The organism is Flavonifractor sp. HCP28S3_F3 (assembly GCF_052065355.1).
Classification (GTDB): domain Bacteria; phylum Bacillota; class Clostridia; order Oscillospirales; family Oscillospiraceae; genus Flavonifractor.
This window is the reverse complement of record NZ_JBQHUF010000001.1, coordinates 136240-149691: the sequence shown is the minus strand read 5'-3', so window position 1 is coordinate 149691 and position 13452 is coordinate 136240. Positions and strand designations below refer to the sequence as shown.

Below are 13452 nucleotides of genomic sequence, written 5' to 3'. Positions count from 1 at the left end.
GCCCCGTCGGCCGACGGGGCTTTTTTGTTCCATTATACCTGTTCCACCACGCCTACAAAGAGGATGGCGCTTCCGTCCCGGATGATAAAGAGGAAGGGACGATCCAGGTCCATGACACAGATTTTGGAATCCTCCGGCGGAGCAGCACCGGCGTTATCCGCCATCAGTGTGACAGCGGCGGCCTCCACCCCCTTCTCGTCCACCTTCACCCGGGCGATCTGCTTGGCCTGGTCCAGCCACACCGGCTCAATGTCGGTGAGGGGGGTAAAGTCGGATGCATCGGCATCAAAGACGTTAGTGATTCCCAACCCCTCCAGGGTGGGTTTCAGATTAAGGGTGGAATCCACATCGAACTTGGGCACCGACCACTGGACCTCCCCGTAAATTTCATTTTCGGACTGGGTGAGCTGGGTGAGAAAATCCGGGTCCGCCAGCAGGTCGGCGGGACTGACCCCCTCGTCCGGCAGAACGAAGGTCATGGTGCCCCCTTTGGTACCCAGGGATGCGGCCTGGTAACCGTCCTGCCGCAGGAAGGTGGCATCCCGGGTAGTATGCATGAAGTCCACCTGAGTCTCGGTGCCGTCGGCTGCGGTGAAGATGTCCTCCTCCGTCAGCCTGTCGTTGAACTCGTCGCTCCATCCCGCCTGATAATAAAGGGTGGAGGCCAGCACGTTCAGGGTATCCGTCGTGGTTTCCAGCACCTTGCCGTCAGAGCCGATCAAACCCTTCGTCTGCTCCGCCACCCAGTCGGCCAGGGCCTGGTCTGCCTCGTCGGTGCCCATGGGCACCTGGTAGGAACTGGCGTAGTAGTGCTCCGCCAGGTTTTCCAGCACATCCTGGTGGAAGGTCACGTTCTCATTGAGCCAGATAGAGTTGCCCAGCAGGGTGGTTGCAGTGCCGTCATCCTGGTAAAGGGTATGCCACAAAATGTCCGCCCAATCCCGGAGCTGTTCCAGGTCGGAGGCTCCAAGGGCGTCCAGCACCTGCTGCCGGGTCTCTCCTCCGGTGGTCTCAGCCAGCATGGCCAGAGCAAACCACAGGGACACAGGGGAATAGATCCGGTTGTCCTCACCCGCCAGGGCCAGAGCTGTGCTCTCCCCGGTGAAAGCCGCCAAAGCCTCCTCCAGCTCCGGTGTCTTGTACAGCGCCGGCACCTCGTCCCGGTAGTCCCGCCAGGCGTTCCAATAGGCGTCGTACTCTTCCTGATACCGTTCCCAGGCCGCCTCGGTGGCAAAGGCAGGCTCGGCAGGATATTGGGGCAGGTCGGGGTACGTGGGCAGAGCGATGGCGTAGGCTCTGCCAGCCAGAGGACCGCTATTATTGCCGCCTGTGCCGGGGATTCCAGTAATGAGCAGGGCAACCGCCACCGCCGCCGCCACCGCGGGCACCAGGGCCTTCATAGGCTTGCGCTTTTTCCGCAAAGTCCCACTGCCCACTGCCCGCTCCACCGCCTCGGGCGTGGGGTGGAGAGCATCGTTTGCTCGTTTATAATGATCCATCATGGAAGATCTTCTCCTTTCAGGGCCTGGGCCAGCTTCTCCCGGCCGCGGGACAGCCAGCTTTTCACTGTCCCCTCCTTCGCACCGGTAAGGGAGGCGATCTCAGAGACAGAATAGCCCTCATAGTAGTGGAGGTGGATGGCGGTGCGGTATTTCTTCGGCAGCTCCAGCACTGCCCGGTACACCGCCCGGTCCTCCGGCTCCATAGTTTGGGTCACTGCCTCCTCCAGAGGCAGCCAGCTCCGCCAGCGGGCAGATAATAGGGTGTTCGTACAGTTCAGCGTACAGCGGATGAGCCAGGCCTTCCGGTGTTCATCGTTCTCCAGCAATCCCTCATGGCGGAAGAAGCGGGCAAACACCTCCTGGAACACATCCTCACTGTCCTGGATATGCCGGGTTCGGGCCAGAGCCAGCCGCCACACCATATCCCCCCAGCGCGCAATCTGGGCGCGGGCGGTCCTCTCTTCTGTCATGTGCCTCACCTCTCTTTTGGGCATCCAGCGGGTCCCCCGCCTCGTATCCGCCCATGCCCCGGGGCAGAGACGGCAGGGACCTCTGTCATCTATCATACCATGGCAGGCGGCAAAGGGTTGCAGCTACTTCTTAAAGAATCATAAAATTTTGGTCTTTCTCTTTACATCGTGAAAATTTTCGGCTACAATGGGAAACAGATTGATACAGGGAGGTGTATCAGGCATGGAGATGGATTACACCCGTAAATTCAGCCTGCAAAACGACAAGGACCCGGAGATCAAGCAGATCCTGTCCTCGGTCTATCAGTCTCTGCAGGAGAAGGGTTACAACCCCATCAACCAGATCGTGGGATACATCCTCTCAGAGGACCCCACCTATATCACCAATTACAACAACGCCCGTGCCCTGATCCGTAAGCTGGATCGGGACGAGCTGCTCCAAGAGCTGGTGAAGCAGTATCTCCGCGACTGAGTGCCACACGGACCGCCTATTCAGGCGGTCCGTTTTTTATCCCATATGTTGCAGCAGCAACATACAGAAGCCTTCTTTTCTGCTATGCTGTTTCCATCAAACAGAAAAAAGGAGTTTTCCTGATGAAGCGCAAAATCATTAAAATAGATCAGAGCCTGTGCAACGGCTGCGGCCTGTGTGCTGCCGCCTGCCACGAGGGAGCCATCGAGATGGTGGAGGGCAAGGCTGTCCTCACCCGGGAGGACTACTGCGACGGGTTGGGTGACTGCCTGCCCGCCTGCCCCACCGGAGCTATCAGCTTTGAGGAGCGGGAGGCTCCCGCCTATGACCACGCGGCGGTGCTGGCCGCCAAGGCCGCCAAAGAGAAGGCTTCCGCCGCTCCCCTCCCCTGCGGCTGCCCGGGCAGCATGAGCCGTTCCATCTGTCGGGAGGAGGCCCCCGTCTCCGACAGTGCTGTCCCCAGCCAGCTGCGCCAGTGGCCGGTGCAGATCAAGCTAGCTCCGGTGAACGCCCCCTACTTCGACGGCTGCCATCTGCTCATCGCCGCCGACTGCACCGCCTACGCCTACGGCAATTTCCATCAGCACTTCATCCGTGGGAAGGTGACCCTCATCGGCTGCCCCAAGCTGGACGACGGAGATTACAGCGAAAAGCTGACCGCCATTCTGGCCCAAAACGATGTAAAGAGTGTAACCGTGGCCCGGATGACCGTACCCTGCTGCGGCGGCATCCTGCGGGCTGTGCAGAACGCTTTGTCTGCCAGCGGCAAGGATATCCCCCTCCAGGTTGCGGTGATCGCCCCCGACGGCAGTCTGGCCTAAGTTACCTTCTTTCACAAGGGCACAGGCGTATTTTTTGTAAAAAGTTGTACAAGCAGACAAAATTCTCTCCGACCCTTGCAAACAAGGTGAAAATCCGATATAGTTTTACTATATTTAACACGAGGAGGTACGGGGATGGCACCGGTGCTGGTTCGACGTGCAGGAATCTGGCTCATCCACGGCACCAACCTGTCCTCCATCAGGGAGTAACCAAAATCAGGGCATCCGTGCACCGGATGCCCTGATTTATTTTTTCTTTCCCTGAAAAATTTTTTGTTATACAGGAGGGTCCTATGAGTAAAAAGGTCGCTGTGGTCATGGGTTCTGATTCCGATCTGGACACCATGCGTCCCTGCATCAGCCGTCTCAAGTCCTTCGGCATCCCCACCGAGGTGCGGATCATCTCCGCCCACCGCACTCCCGCCGCCGCCGAGGAGCTGGCCGCCCACGCCGCGGAAAATGGGTTCGGGGTCATCATCGCCGCCGCCGGCAAGGCCGCACATCTGGCAGGCGTACTGGCTGCCTACACCACCCTGCCCGTCATCGGCGTGCCCATCAAGACCTCTATGATGGGAGGCCTGGACTCTCTGCTGTCCATGGTGCAGATGCCCAAGGGTATCCCCGTGGCCTGTGTGGCGGTGGACGGCGCTGACAACGCCGCCATTCTGGCCGCCCAGATGCTGGCCCTGTCTGATCCGGATCTGGTAGACAAGCTGGCCCAATTCAAAGCTGATATGGCAGTAGAAGTTGCGAAAAAAGATGAAAAAATCCGAATGGAGGAGTTTTAAGATGTCTTACGAGAAGAAGGAACAGCTGTACGAGGGCAAGGCCAAGAAGGTATTCGCCAGCAACGACCCCGAAGTGGTCATCGTCTCCTATAAGGATGACGCCACCGCCTTCAATGGTCTGAAGAAGGGCACCATCACCGGCAAGGGCGCCATCAACAACCGCATGACCAACAACCTGATGCGCCGCCTGGAGGAGAAGGGCGTCCCCACCCACTATGTGGAGGAGCTCAGCGACCGTGAGACCGCGGTGAAGAAGGTGTCTATCGTCCCCCTGGAGGTCATCATCCGCAACATCTCCGCCGGCTCCTTCGCCAAGCGCTACGGCGTGGAGGAGGGCATCGTGTTTGACGAGCCCACGATTGAGTTCTCCTACAAGAACGACGATCTGGGCGATCCCCTCATCAACGACTACCATGCCCTGGCTCTGAAGCTGGCTACCAAGGACGAGATCGAGCTGATCAAGAAGTACGCCTTCGCTGTCAACGACCTTCTGAAGGGCTTTATGAAGGAGATCGGCATTGACCTGGTGGACTTCAAGCTGGAGTTCGGCAAGACCTCCGACGGCACCATCGTGCTGGCTGACGAGATCTCCCCCGACACCTGCCGTCTGTGGGATGAGAAGACCCATGAGAAGCTGGACAAGGACCGCTTCCGCCGGGATCTGGGCGGTGCTGAGGAGGCCTATGAAGAGGTCATGCGCCGTCTTATGGGGGACAAATAATCTATGGGCGGTTTCTTCGGCACTATCTCAAAACGCGACTGTGTGATGGATCTGTTTTTCGGCACCGACTACCACTCCCATCTGGGCACCAAGCGGGGCGGCATGGCCGTCTATGACGCTGAGGCAGGCTTTCAGCGGCAGATCCACAACATTGAAAATACTCCTTTCCGTACCAAGTTTGACAAGGATCTGCGGGATTTCCACGGCTGCGCCGGCATCGGCTGCATCAGCGACACCGACCCTCAGCCGCTGCTGGTACGTTCCCACTTAGGGCTGTACGCCATCATTACCGTCGGCATCATCACCAACTCCGATCAGCTGGTGGAGCGGTACTTCTCTGAGCGGGGCCACCAGTTTATGGCTATGAGCTCCGGCAAGGTCAACTCCACTGAACTGACCGCCGCTCTCATCAATCAAAAGGAGGACCTGGTCAGCGGTATCCGCCACGCCCAGGAGGAGATCGACGGCTCCTGCACCATGCTTATCCTCACCCCCGACGCGATCATCGCCGCCCGGGACAAGCTGGGCCGCCTTCCCGTGCTCATTGGCCAGAATGAGGAGGGCTGCTGCGTCTCCTTTGAGTCCTTCGCCTACCACAAGCTGGGCTACACCGACGCCTATGAGCTGGGTCCCGGCGAAGTCGTGCAGGTCGATGCCGAGGGCTGGAATACTTTGGCCCCTGCCGGAGACAAAATGCGCATCTGTGCCTTCTTGTGGACCTACTACGGCTACCCCAACTCCAATTACGAGGGTGTCAATGTAGAGGTCATGCGCTACCGCAACGGAGAGATCATGGCCCGGGACGAGATCCAGAAGGGACAGCTGCCCAAGGTGGACTATGTGGCCGGGGTGCCTGATTCCGGTCTTCCCCACGCCATCGGCTTTGCCAACCGCAGCGGCAAACCCTTTGCCCGGCCTTTCGTCAAGTACACCCCCACCTGGCCCCGCTCTTTCATGCCCGCCAATCAGGAGGCCCGGAACCAGGTAGCTAAAATGAAGCAGATCCCCGTTCCCGAGCTCATTGAGGGCAAGAAGCTCCTGTTTGTGGACGACTCCATCGTCCGGGGCACTCAACTGCGGGAGACGGTGGAATTTCTCTATGAATCCGGGGCGGAAGAGGTCCATATGCGTTCGGCCTGCCCCCCCATCATGTACGGCTGCAAGTACCTCAACTTCTCCCGCAGCAACTCCGACATGGAGCTGCTGGCCCGGCGCACCATCCAGGAGCTGGAGGGAGACGAGGGACAGCAGCATCTGGATGAATATGCCGATTCCTCCACCCAGCGGGGCCAGTGCATGCTCAAGGCCATCTGTGAAAAGCTGGGCTTTGATTCCTTGGGCTATCAGTCTCTGGACGGCCTGCTGGAGGCCATCGGCATCGACCGCGACAAGATCTGCACCTATTGCTGGACCGGAAAGGAATGACCGACATGAAAAACTCTCACTCCGAATCCTACGCCGCCGCCGGTGTGGACGTCACTGCCGGCTATGAATCTGTGGAGCGCATCAAGCCCATGGTGGAGTCCACCTATATTCCCGGCGTCATGGGCACCCTTGGCGGCTTCGGCGGCCTGTTCGCCCCTAACGTGTCCGGTATGAAGAAGCCGGTGCTGGTATCCGGCACCGACGGCGTGGGCACCAAGCTGCGCCTGGCTCAGCTGATGAACAAGCACGACACCATCGGCATCGACTGCGTGGCCATGTGCGTCAACGATATCATCTGCGGGGGCGCCTCTCCCCTGTTTTTCCTGGACTACATTGCCTGCGGCAAGAATAACCCTGCCCGTATCGCCGATATCGTCTCCGGTATCACAGAGGGCTGCCGCCAGGCCGGCTGTGCCCTGGTTGGCGGCGAGACTGCCGAGCATCCCGGCATGATGCCCGAGGATGACTATGATGTGGCCGGCTTCTCCGTGGGTATTGTAGACGAGGAGAAGATCATCGACGGCAAGGACCTGGCTGTAGGCGACGTGCTCATCGGCCTGGGCTCCAGCGGCGTCCACTCCAACGGCTTTTCCCTGGTGCGCAAGGTCTTTGACGTGGAGCACGCCGATCTGACCTTCCCCATGGAGGAGCTGGGTGGCAAGAGCCTGGGCGAGACCCTGCTCACTCCCACCCGCATCTATGTCAAAACCATTCAGTGCCTGCTGAACAACGGCGTGCACATCAAGGCCATCAGCCACATTACCGGCGGCGGTCTCTATGAGAATGTGCCCCGGATGATGAAGGAGGGCCTCACCGCTCAGATCGAAACCGCCTCCTTCCCTGTCCCCCCCATCTTCCACCTCATCGCCAAGCAGGGCAATATCCCCATGCGGGATATGTACAATACCTTCAATATGGGCGTGGGCATGATCCTGGCCATTCCCAAAGAGGAAGTGGGTCAGGCCAAGGAACTCCTGTGCCGCGCCGAAGAGCGGGCCTATGTCATCGGCTCCGTGGTCAGCGGCGACGCCGGGGTGGAGCTGGTATGACGCGGATCGCTGTACTGGTCTCCGGCGGCGGGACCAATCTCCAGGCCCTCATCGGCGCCCGGGACCGGGGTGAGTTGGGCGGCGGACAGCTGGCCGCCGTCATCTCCTCCAAAGCCGACGCTTACGCCCTGGAGCGGGCCGAAAAAGCCGGTATTCCCGGCTACGTGGTTGCCCGAAAAGATTTCGCCTCCAATCGAGAGATGACCCAGGCTCTGGTGGCCAAGCTGAAAGAGCTTGACATCGGCCTGGTGGTATTGGCAGGCTTTATGCACATTCTCACTGAAGAGATGGTGCAGGCCTACCCCAACGCCATCCTCAATGTCCACCCCGCCCTCATTCCTTCCTTCTGCGGGGCGGGCTATTATGGGCTCCACGTCCATGAAAAGGCCCTGGCCTACGGCGTGAAGGTCACCGGCGCAACCGTCCACTTTGTCAATGAGGAGCCGGACGGCGGGCCCATCATCCTCCAAAAGGCGGTGGATATCCTCCCCGGCGACACGCCGGAGATTCTCCAGCGCCGGGTGATGGAGCAGGCCGAGTGGATCATCCTGCCTAAGGCCGTCTCCCTGTTCTGTCAGGGCCGCCTCTCAGTGGAGGGGCGGATCGTCCAAATTAAGGAGGAAAACTGATGAATGATCTGCGCTTCCTCTCCCTGATTCTCAGCGGCGGCTTCCTGTTTCTGGGCGGTCTCCTGATGGGCTCAGTACTGGGGGCGTTCCTGTGCTTTGTGGGTGGGTGTATTCTGCTCATCCCCGCTGTCACTTATCTGATTCAATTCATCCGCTGGCTGGTAACTCCCGATCACAGCTCCCACGAGGAACCCAAATAAAAGGAGTCTTATCATGAAAAACCTGGATCTCTCCGCGCTGCTGCGCGCCAATCCCTACCCCGGCCGGGGCATCGTGCTAGGCCGATCTGCCGACGACACCAAGGCGGTCATCGCCTACTTCATCATGGGTCGCAGCGAGAATTCCCGGAACCGGGTCTTTGTAGAGACCCCCGACGGCATCCGTACCCAGGCTCACGACCCCTCCAAGATGACCGATCCCTCCCTCATTATCTACAATCCTGTCCGGGTGTTCGGCGCCTCCACCATCGTCACCAACGGCGACCAGACCGACACCATCCGGGAGGGGCTGGCAGCAGGCAAGACCTTTGCCCAGTCTCTCCACACCCGTACCTTTGAGCCGGACGGCCCCAACTACACGCCCCGCATTTCCGGTCTGCTGAAAAAGGACGGGGACTACACCCTGTCCATTCTGAAGAGCGCTGACGGAGACCCCAACTCCTGCCGCCGGTACTTCTTCGCCTATGAAAAGCCTCTGGCTGGCCAGGGTCACTTCATCCACACCTACATGGGGGACGGCAATCCCCTGCCCTCCTTTGAGGGTGAGCCGGAGCAGGTGGCCATCACCGCCAAAACACCTCAGGAGCTGGCGGATCTGATGTGGGCCAGCCTGAATGAGGAAAACAAGGTCTCCCTGTTCGTGCGGTACGTCGACCTGATGACCGGCAGCTGGGAGAGCGTCATCATCAATAAGCACGCATAAGGGGGAATGAAGAAACCATGACCGAACTGGAACTGAAATACGGCTGCAACCCCAACCAGAAGCCCGCTCGCATCTTCATGGAGTCCGGTGAGCTGCCCATCCAGGTGCTCAACGGCAAGCCGGGATATATCAACTTTCTGGACGCCCTTAACTCCTGGCAGCTGGTGAAGGAGCTGAAGGAAGCCACCGGCCTGCCCGCTGCCGCCTCCTTCAAGCACGTCTCCCCCGCCGGCGCCGCCGTGGGTACTCCCCTCACCGAGGTGGAGAAGAAGATCTACTTTGCCGAAAATATGGAGCTCTCCCCCATCGCCTGCGCCTACATCCGGGCCCGTGGTGCCGACCGGCTGTGCTCTTACGGCGACTGGGCCGCTCTGTCCGATGTCTGCGACGTCCAGACCGCCCGCTACCTGGCTCTGGAGGTGTCCGACGGCGTCATCGCCCCCGGCTACACCGACGAGGCCCTGGAGGTGCTGAAAACCAAGCGCAAGGGCGGCTACAACGTGGTGCAGATCGACCCCAACTACGTCCCCAAGGCCATCGAGCACAAGGACGTGTTTGGCATCACCTTCGAGCAGGGCCGCAACAACTACGCCATCAACGCCGACCTGCTGAACAACATTGTCACCGACAACAAGGATCTGCCCGAGAACGCCAAGCGGGACATGATCCTGGCCCTCATCACTCTGAAGTACACCCAGTCCAACTCCGTCTGCTACGTGAAGGACGGCCAGGCCATCGGCGTGGGCGCCGGCCAGCAGAGCCGCATCCACTGCACCCGTCTGGCGGGCAACAAGGCGGACAACTGGCTGCTGCGCCAGCATCCCAAGGTGCTGGGCCTCCAGTTCGTGGACGGCATCCGCCGCCCTGACCGGGACAACGCCATCGACGTCTACCTCTCCGACGAGTACGAGGACGTGCTGGCTGAGGGCGTGTGGCAGAACACCTTCAAGGTCAAGCCCGAGGTGCTTACCGCGGAGGAAAAGAAGGCCTGGATCGCCACCCAGTCCGGCCTCACCGTGGGCTCCGACGCCTTTTTCCCCTTCGGTGACAATGTGGAGCGGGCTCATAAGTCCGGTGTGCAGTATATCGTTCAGCCCGGCGGCTCCATCCGGGACGACCATGTGATCGCCACCTGCAACAAGTACGGCATGGTCATGGCCTTTACCGGCATGCGGCTGTTCCACCATTAAGATGGCAGGGCGCTACGGTCTCAGCGCCGCCGCCCTCAAATACCTGGCTGCGCTGTTTATGCTGGTAGACCACATAGGCGTGGTCTTTCCCACCATTCTGTCCGACATGGGCCTGCCTGACTGGGCGGATCTGCTGCCCAGGCTGATCGGACGGCTGGCCTTCCCCATTTTCGCCTACTTCGTGGCGGAGGGCTGTCGCCGGACCCGTTTTTTCTCCCGGTACTTGTTCCGGCTGGGTCTGTTTGCTCTGATCTCCCAGATCCCTTTCACCCTAGCCACCGGTACCTGGGGCGGCAACGTGATCCTCACTTTCTTCCTGGCTGCCGGAGCGATTTGGGGCTTTGAGCGGGCAATCCGCGGCGGACGCGGCGCAGCTGCGGCTTCGCTGCCTCTGCTGGCAGCCTGCGTACTGGCTTTGGTTCTCAACTGCGACTACGGCTTCCCCGCCGTGCTGCTGGTCTTTTCCCTCTATCTTCAGGGTGAAGATAGAAAGCGCTTACTGGCCTGTCTGGGAATCGGCATTGCCCTGATCTACCTGGTCTATCAACCTTTTGTGGGATTGCTCTCCCTGCCCTGGCTGTCGTCCTCCCTGATTCTGAGCTATCTGGCCTCCAGCATGCCCGCCCAGGCACTCTGCTGGCTATGCGCTTCCGCATCTCTCCTGTTTCTGGCTGGATACCGGGGCCAGCTGGGCATCCAGAGCAAGTGGTTCTTCTATGTATTCTATCCGGCGCACCTGCTGGGGCTGTGGGCCCTGAGCTTGGCGCTGAAATGAGGTGCTTTGCATGAATGTACTGATCGTGGGCGGCGGCGGGCGGGAGCACGCCATCGCCTGGGCTCTGTCCAAGAGCAATAAGGTGGACCACCTCTACTGCGCCCCGGGCAACGGCGGCATCGCCGCCCTGGCCCAGTGCGTGCCCATTGCCGCCACCGATGTGAAGGCCATGGTGGACTGGGCGGTGAACAACCACATGGACTTTGTGGTGGTGGCCCCTGACGATCCTCTGGCCCTGGGCATGGTGGACGAGCTGGACAAGGCGGGCATCCCCGCTTTCGGGCCCAACGCCGCCGCCGCCATCATCGAGGCCAGCAAGAGCTTCTCCAAGACCCTGATGGAGAAGTATCACATCCCCACTGCCAAACACAAGACCTTCACCGACATGGACCAGGCTTTGGCCTATGTAGAGGAACAGGGCGCTCCCATCGTGGTGAAGGCTGACGGCCTGGCACTGGGCAAGGGCGTAGTGGTGGCCCAGACTGTGGAGGAAGCCAAGGAGGCCGTCCGGGCCATGATGGGCGACCACAAGTTCGGCGAGGCCGGAGCCAAGGTGGTCATTGAGGAGTGCATGACCGGTCCGGAGGTGACGGTACTGGCCTTCTGCGACGGGGAACACATCCTTCCCATGCCCTCTTCCCAGGATCACAAGCGGGCCTATGACGGCAACCAGGGCCCCAACACCGGCGGCATGGGCGCCATCTCCCCCTCTCCCAACTACACCCCCGAGATCGCCCAGCGCTGTATGGAAGAGATCTTCCTGCCCACCGTTGCCGCCCTCAAGGCGGAGGGCCGCCCCTTCCACGGAGTGATCTATTTCGGCCTGATGCTCACCCCTGACGGTCCCAAGGTGGTAGAGTACAACGCCCGCTTCGGTGATCCGGAGTGCCAGGCGGTGCTCTCCCTGCTGGACAGCGACCTGATGGACCTGTTCCTGGCCTGCCGGAATGGCACCCTGGACCAGGTGGATGTCCGCTGGAAGGAGGGGGCCTCCTGCTGTCTGGTACTGGCCAGCGGCGGCTACCCCGGCAGCTATGCGAAGGGATACCCCATTACAGGCCTGGAGGAGGCAGGGCGGACCGCCACTGTGTTCCACGCCGGTACCAAGCTGGGAGCGGACGGAAGCGTCCTGACCAACGGCGGCCGGGTGTTGGGCGTCACCGCCACCGGGCCCGACCTGGAGGCTGCCATCCAGGAAGCATACGCCTCCGCCAAATATATTTCCTTTACAGATATGCATTTCCGCACCGACATCGGGCGGGTATAAAACGTAATAAATAAAAAGTTATCCCGGATTGCCGTTTTGACAATCCGGGATAACTTTTTATTTAGAAATATAACTTCTAAATTCCGTTTTGCTTACTTATACAAAAACTTGCATCCCGCTTCCGTTATTAGCGCTTATGCCTGTTCACCCGATTGCTTCAGCCAGCCCAGTTCCTGCAACTCTGTCATAATTTCGCTCGGCACATCGCGCTCACTGCCGTCAGACAATTTCAATAAGAAATGCAGTCCGGTTTGCCCGGGATAGCTTTGCTCTACACCATCATGTACTATAAAAATCTTATCACCGGTATTGAGGTCAGCGAAAACACTTTCTTTTCCTGGTCGCTGGTGCATAACAACAGGCGAATGATCCAGCACAATTAGATAGCTTCCATTCTCAGCTGCAATGCAAGTTCCTATGCTTAGATTGATATTATTTCTCAACATAAGCAAAACCGCAGCAAAGAGTATTGCAACCACACTGACTGCACCGATCATCAACTGTTTCTTTTTCATCGCAGTCATCTCCCTCCGAGTTGTAATCCCTCGGTCAAACAGAGAACGCGTTTACACACTATGACGAACCATCCACATTACTGTGCTTTTCTTATGTTTACCTCCAGGCCTTTTACTTCTTGTCCTCCAGAGGCAGGGGATCGGGAGCCTTATGCTCCCCGATGCAGGACTGCACCATCTTCTCCAGCCGCTCGTCCTGAGCGCAGAAGCGGTTGGTGATCTCCTCCAGAGTGGTGCGCACCCGCTCCAGCTCTCCGCTGGTGTGGGAGATGGTGGCGTCCATATCGGTGCGCAGTTCCTCATAGCTCTTGCGCACCTTGTCCAGCCACTGCTCCAGATCCTGACGGGTCTTCTCCACCCGTTCCTCCGCCTCGGCCTGCACCGCCTGGGCCCGGCAGTGGGCCTCCAGCTCGATGCCGGCGGTGCGGTCCTTCACCTTCTCATAGGCCTTGGCCGCAGGCTCCGCCTGGGCCAACTTGCCCTCCGCCTCCGCCAGGGCCGCCCGCAGCTGCGCCAGCTCAGCCTCTGCATCGCCAAGGCGGCTCTTCAAATCCTCCGCCTCGTTCCGAGCCTCCTCCAGCTGGCTCTCCAGCTGCCGGACCGTCTCTTCGCCGGCCTGGACCTGCTCCTTGGCCTGGGCGTTTTCCTCCTCCAGGGCGGTCCGGGCCTTTTGGGCCTCCTCCAGCTCCCGGGTCAGTCCGTCCAGCTTCTCCCGGTGCTCCTGGTTGGCAGATTCAATATAATTCAGCACATCCTGCTTCTGAAAGCCGCCGAAAGTCGCTGTGCGGAACTGAAGCTCTGTGTCGCTCATAGTGGGAACCCCATTTCTCTCGTTTTTCTCCCCAAATGCCGGGAGGGCGTTCTTTGGGGTTTATTTTATCACAGTTTTCGTCATAACACAATTCTT

General features: G+C 59.7%; 16 protein-coding genes. 12 read left to right on the top strand and 4 right to left on the bottom strand.

The window, feature by feature from the left end:
* Window positions 1-32: 32 nt before the first annotated feature.
* The gene (locus ACTNB1_RS00790) at window positions 33-1502 is read right to left on the bottom strand and encodes a serpin family protein (RefSeq protein WP_441167385.1); all 1470 of its coding nucleotides are present in this window, start codon (window positions 1500-1502) and stop codon (window positions 33-35) included.
* Window positions 1499-1972: an RNA polymerase sigma factor gene (locus ACTNB1_RS00785; RefSeq protein ID WP_441167384.1), complete on the bottom strand. Its 474-nt coding sequence runs from the start codon at window positions 1970-1972 to the stop codon at window positions 1499-1501. The genes ACTNB1_RS00790 and ACTNB1_RS00785 overlap by 4 nt, the downstream gene beginning before the upstream one ends.
* 223 nt (window positions 1973-2195) lie before the next feature.
* Here ACTNB1_RS00785 and ACTNB1_RS00780 point away from each other — a divergent pair, with 223 nt between their 5' ends.
* From ACTNB1_RS00780 to purD, 12 genes are all read left to right on the top strand, one after another.
* Window positions 2196-2444, top strand: coding sequence for an IreB family regulatory phosphoprotein (locus tag ACTNB1_RS00780; RefSeq protein WP_087341123.1), 249 nt, complete (start codon window positions 2196-2198; stop codon window positions 2442-2444).
* A gap of 122 nt (window positions 2445-2566) precedes the next feature.
* Window positions 2567-3265 carry an ATP-binding protein gene (locus ACTNB1_RS00775; protein ID WP_441167383.1) on the top strand — a complete coding sequence of 233 codons (699 nt, stop codon included), beginning with the start codon at window positions 2567-2569 and terminating at the stop codon, window positions 3263-3265.
* A gap of 293 nt (window positions 3266-3558) precedes the next feature.
* Complete coding sequence (gene purE, locus ACTNB1_RS00770) at window positions 3559-4053, top strand: 5-(carboxyamino)imidazole ribonucleotide mutase (RefSeq protein ID WP_441167382.1); 495 nt, start codon at window positions 3559-3561, stop codon at window positions 4051-4053.
* A 1-nt stretch (window position 4054) separates the two neighbouring features.
* The gene (gene purC / locus ACTNB1_RS00765) at window positions 4055-4774 is read left to right on the top strand and encodes a phosphoribosylaminoimidazolesuccinocarboxamide synthase (protein WP_441167381.1); all 720 of its coding nucleotides are present in this window, start codon (window positions 4055-4057) and stop codon (window positions 4772-4774) included.
* Window positions 4775-4777: 3 nt separating this feature from the next.
* Window positions 4778-6199 (top strand): amidophosphoribosyltransferase, encoded by a 1422-nt coding sequence (locus tag ACTNB1_RS00760; protein WP_441167380.1) that lies wholly within the window; start codon window positions 4778-4780, stop codon window positions 6197-6199.
* Between the two features lie 5 nt (window positions 6200-6204).
* Window positions 6205-7248, top strand: a complete 1044-nt coding sequence (gene purM, locus ACTNB1_RS00755; RefSeq protein WP_441167379.1) for a phosphoribosylformylglycinamidine cyclo-ligase — start codon at window positions 6205-6207, stop codon at window positions 7246-7248.
* Window positions 7245-7877, top strand: a complete 633-nt coding sequence (purN, locus tag ACTNB1_RS00750; protein WP_441167378.1) for a phosphoribosylglycinamide formyltransferase — start codon at window positions 7245-7247, stop codon at window positions 7875-7877. Before purM ends, purN begins: the two co-directional genes overlap by 4 nt.
* Window positions 7877-8077, top strand: coding sequence for a hypothetical protein (locus ACTNB1_RS00745; RefSeq protein ID WP_441167377.1), 201 nt, complete (start codon window positions 7877-7879; stop codon window positions 8075-8077). Before purN ends, ACTNB1_RS00745 begins: the two co-directional genes overlap by 1 nt.
* Window positions 8078-8090: 13 nt before the next feature.
* Window positions 8091-8798: an IMP cyclohydrolase gene (locus ACTNB1_RS00740; protein ID WP_441167376.1), complete on the top strand. Its 708-nt coding sequence runs from the start codon at window positions 8091-8093 to the stop codon at window positions 8796-8798.
* Between the two features lie 17 nt (window positions 8799-8815).
* Entirely contained in the window at window positions 8816-9988 is a 1173-nt protein-coding gene (locus tag ACTNB1_RS00735; protein WP_441167375.1) for a phosphoribosylaminoimidazolecarboxamide formyltransferase, read from the top strand.
* 1 nt (window position 9989) lies between these two features.
* The gene (locus ACTNB1_RS00730) at window positions 9990-10763 is read left to right on the top strand and encodes a TraX family protein (protein ID WP_441167374.1); all 774 of its coding nucleotides are present in this window, start codon (window positions 9990-9992) and stop codon (window positions 10761-10763) included.
* A gap of 10 nt (window positions 10764-10773) precedes the next feature.
* Entirely contained in the window at window positions 10774-12030 is a 1257-nt protein-coding gene (purD, locus tag ACTNB1_RS00725; RefSeq protein ID WP_441167373.1) for a phosphoribosylamine--glycine ligase, read from the top strand.
* 134 nt (window positions 12031-12164) lie between these two features.
* Here purD and ACTNB1_RS00720 read toward each other — a convergent pair whose 3' ends face one another.
* Together ACTNB1_RS00720 and ACTNB1_RS00715 are read right to left on the bottom strand one after the other, a co-directional pair.
* Complete coding sequence (locus tag ACTNB1_RS00720; protein WP_441167372.1) at window positions 12165-12545, bottom strand: hypothetical protein; 381 nt, start codon at window positions 12543-12545, stop codon at window positions 12165-12167.
* Window positions 12546-12657: 112 nt separating this feature from the next.
* A complete protein-coding gene (locus ACTNB1_RS00715) occupies window positions 12658-13356 on the bottom strand; it encodes a hypothetical protein (protein ID WP_441167371.1) in 699 nt (232 codons plus the stop codon).
* Between the last annotated feature and the right edge of the window lie 96 nt (window positions 13357-13452).

Excerpts from the sequence above, each read along its gene's own strand:
- ACTNB1_RS00790 (WP_441167385.1), bottom strand. The coding sequence starts at position 1,502 with ATGATGGATCATTATAAACGAGCAAACGATGCTCTCCACCCCACGCCC.
- ACTNB1_RS00785 (WP_441167384.1), bottom strand. The coding sequence starts at position 1,972 with ATGACAGAAGAGAGGACCGCCCGCGCCCAGATTGCGCGCTGGGGGGAT.
- ACTNB1_RS00780 (WP_087341123.1), top strand. The coding sequence starts at position 2,196 with ATGGAGATGGATTACACCCGTAAATTCAGCCTGCAAAACGACAAGGAC.
- ACTNB1_RS00775 (WP_441167383.1), top strand. The coding sequence starts at position 2,567 with ATGAAGCGCAAAATCATTAAAATAGATCAGAGCCTGTGCAACGGCTGC.
- purE (WP_441167382.1), top strand. The coding sequence starts at position 3,559 with ATGAGTAAAAAGGTCGCTGTGGTCATGGGTTCTGATTCCGATCTGGAC.
- purC (WP_441167381.1), top strand. The coding sequence starts at position 4,055 with ATGTCTTACGAGAAGAAGGAACAGCTGTACGAGGGCAAGGCCAAGAAG.
- ACTNB1_RS00760 (WP_441167380.1), top strand. The coding sequence starts at position 4,778 with ATGGGCGGTTTCTTCGGCACTATCTCAAAACGCGACTGTGTGATGGAT.
- purM (WP_441167379.1), top strand. The coding sequence starts at position 6,205 with ATGAAAAACTCTCACTCCGAATCCTACGCCGCCGCCGGTGTGGACGTC.
- purN (WP_441167378.1), top strand. The coding sequence starts at position 7,245 with ATGACGCGGATCGCTGTACTGGTCTCCGGCGGCGGGACCAATCTCCAG.
- ACTNB1_RS00745 (WP_441167377.1), top strand. The coding sequence starts at position 7,877 with ATGAATGATCTGCGCTTCCTCTCCCTGATTCTCAGCGGCGGCTTCCTG.
- ACTNB1_RS00740 (WP_441167376.1), top strand. The coding sequence starts at position 8,091 with ATGAAAAACCTGGATCTCTCCGCGCTGCTGCGCGCCAATCCCTACCCC.
- ACTNB1_RS00735 (WP_441167375.1), top strand. The coding sequence starts at position 8,816 with ATGACCGAACTGGAACTGAAATACGGCTGCAACCCCAACCAGAAGCCC.
- ACTNB1_RS00730 (WP_441167374.1), top strand. The coding sequence starts at position 9,990 with ATGGCAGGGCGCTACGGTCTCAGCGCCGCCGCCCTCAAATACCTGGCT.
- purD (WP_441167373.1), top strand. The coding sequence starts at position 10,774 with ATGAATGTACTGATCGTGGGCGGCGGCGGGCGGGAGCACGCCATCGCC.
- ACTNB1_RS00720 (WP_441167372.1), bottom strand. The coding sequence starts at position 12,545 with ATGAAAAAGAAACAGTTGATGATCGGTGCAGTCAGTGTGGTTGCAATA.
- ACTNB1_RS00715 (WP_441167371.1), bottom strand. The coding sequence starts at position 13,356 with ATGAGCGACACAGAGCTTCAGTTCCGCACAGCGACTTTCGGCGGCTTT.